At 53.2% G+C, this 2,500-nt stretch carries 1 tRNA gene and 2 rRNA genes (1 of these 3 cut by a window edge); all 3 read right to left on the reverse strand.

What is annotated here, in order from left to right:
- Positions 1-2 precede the first annotated feature (2 nt).
- Positions 3-79, reverse strand: a tRNA-Met gene (locus tag RAC79_RS25375).
- A 101-nt stretch (positions 80-180) separates the two neighbouring features.
- A 5S ribosomal RNA gene (rrf, locus tag RAC79_RS25380) occupies positions 181-295 on the reverse strand.
- A 392-nt stretch (positions 296-687) separates the two neighbouring features.
- Positions 688-2,500: ribosomal RNA gene (locus RAC79_RS25385) — 23S ribosomal RNA — on the reverse strand; it runs 1,120 nt beyond the window's last position.

Here is a 2,500-nt window from a genome sequence, read left to right on the forward strand (position 1 = left end):
TTTGGTTGCGGGGGCAGGATTTGAACCTGCGGCCTTCAGGTTATGAGCCTGACGAGCTACCGGGCTGCTCCACCCCGCGTTGACTTGTTTTATTATAGCATAAAGGCCGCATTTGCGGCCTTTTGATTTGGGCATTTTTGCCCTTTTGTGATTGAGAAGATTTTGAGTTGCGTTTTGCAGACCTGGCAGCGACCTACTCTCCCGCGTCTTGAGACGAAGTACCATTGGCGCTGGGGCGTTTCACGGCCGTGTTCGGAATGGGAACGGGTGCAGCCGCCCCGCGATAACCACCAGGTCGGCAAAACGCAACATATGTTCATGCGGTAGCATGAACATATGTTGCTATTTTTGGATTGGCATGCCTTATCCCGTTCGCTTGTCGCTCACGGGGGACGCCAATCGGCCATACGGTCACCTCTGATATGAGGGACCAGTTGGCCAAAGCAACCTTGTTCATGTTTTCACATGACTGTTGTTTTCGAGAAGCTGGGAAGCTTGCGCTTCGTTTTAATTTACACGTCTTTCTGTGACCGATCCGTTTGCCTGCCCTGCTCGAGGTCGAGCGAGGCAGCCATACAGGACGCTAGTCCGTCGCGCCTTATGGCGCGCGCCGTCCGCAGGGCCTTTGGCCCGTGAGGACAGAAGATGATGTCATCGAACTTTGTTCGATGAACATATTCAATGGGAACGAAGAAGTCGATCGAGCTATTAGTAACGGTAAGCTTCACACATTGCTGTGCTTCCACACCCGTCCTATCAACGTGGTCGTCTTCCACGGCTCTGATAGGGAACACTCGTTTTCAGGTTGGTTTCCCGCTTAGATGCCTTCAGCGGTTATCCATTCCGTATATAGCTACTCTGCTATGCCCTTGGCAGGACAACAGATCCACCAGAGATACGTCCATCCCGGTCCTCTCGTACTAGGGACAGATCCTGTCAATATTCCTACACCCACGGCAGATAGGGACCGAACTGTCTCACGACGTTCTGAACCCAACTCACGTACCGCTTTAAATGGCGAACAGCCATACCCTTGGGACCTGCTCCAGCCCCAGGATGCGATGAGTCGACATCGAGGTGCCAAACAACCCCGTCGATATGGACTCTTGGGGGTCATCAGCCTGTTATCCCCGGCGTACCTTTTATCCGTTGAGCGATGGCCCTTCCACACGGGACCACCGGATCACTATGACCGACTTTCGTCTCTGCTCGACTTGTCAGTCTCGCAGTCAGGCTAGCTTATGCCATTGCACTCGACGACCGATTTCCGACCGGTCTGAGCTAACCATCGCGCGCCTCCGTTACTCTTTCGGAGGCGACCGCCCCAGTCAAACTACCCACCATACACTGTCCCGGATCCGGATAACGGACCGCGGTTAGACATCCACGAAGATAAGGGTGGTATTTCAAGGATGGCTCCACAGAAACTGGCGTCCCTGCTTCAAAGCCTACCACCTATCCTACACATGCCTTGGCGAATGCCAGTGTAAAGCTATAGTAAAGGTGCACGGGGTCTTTCCGTCTGACCGCAGGAACCCCGCATCTTCACGGGGAATTCAATTTCACTGAGTCTATGTTGGAGACAGCGGGGAAGTCGTTACGCCATTCGTGCAGGTCGGAACTTACCCGACAAGGAATTTCGCTACCTTAGGACCGTTATAGTTACGGCCGCCGTTTACTGGGGCTTCAGTTCAGAGCTTGCACCCCTCCCTTTAACCTTCCAGCACCGGGCAGGCGTCAGACCCTATACGTCGTATTGCTACTTCGCAGAGCCCTGTGTTTTTGATAAACAGTCGCTACCCCCTGGTCTGTGCCACCCCATCATACTTGCGTATAAAAGGGTCACGCTTCTTCCGAAGTTACGCGTGCAATTTGCCGAGTTCCTTCAACATAGTTCTCTCAAGCGCCTTGGTATACTCTACCTGACCACCTGTGTCGGTTTCGGGTACGGTCTATACGGTGGAGCTATTTCCTGGAACCTCTTCGCCGCCCAACCAATCCAATAAGGTTGAACAACACACGAGATCCGTCACTACCACCAGGCCCACGAATATTAACGTGGTTCCCATCGACTACGCGTGTCCGCCTCGTCTTAGGGGCCGGCTAACCCTGCTCAGATTAACTTTAAGCAGGAACCCTTGGTCTTTCGGCGAGGGAGTCTCTCACTCCCTTTATCGTTACTCATGTCAACATTCGCACTTCCGATATCTCCAGCAGCCCTCACGGGTCCGCCTTCACAGACTTACGGAACGCTCCGCTACCACTTGCACAAAGTGCAAATCCTCAGCTTCGGTGCATGGCTTTAGCCCCGTTACATTTTCGGCGCAAAGACCCTTATTTAGACCAGTGAGCTGTTACGCTTTCTTTAAATGATGGCTGCTTCTAAGCCAACATCCTGGTTGTTTTGGGATCCTCACATCCTTTCCCACTTAGCCATGACTTGGGGACCTTAGCTGGAGGTCAGGGTTGTTGCCCTTTTCACGACGGACGTTAGCACCCG

Origin of the sequence: Agrobacterium sp. LR_9 (assembly GCF_041954855.1) — a bacterium.
Taxonomy (GTDB): domain Bacteria; phylum Pseudomonadota; class Alphaproteobacteria; order Rhizobiales; family Rhizobiaceae; genus Agrobacterium; species Agrobacterium leguminum.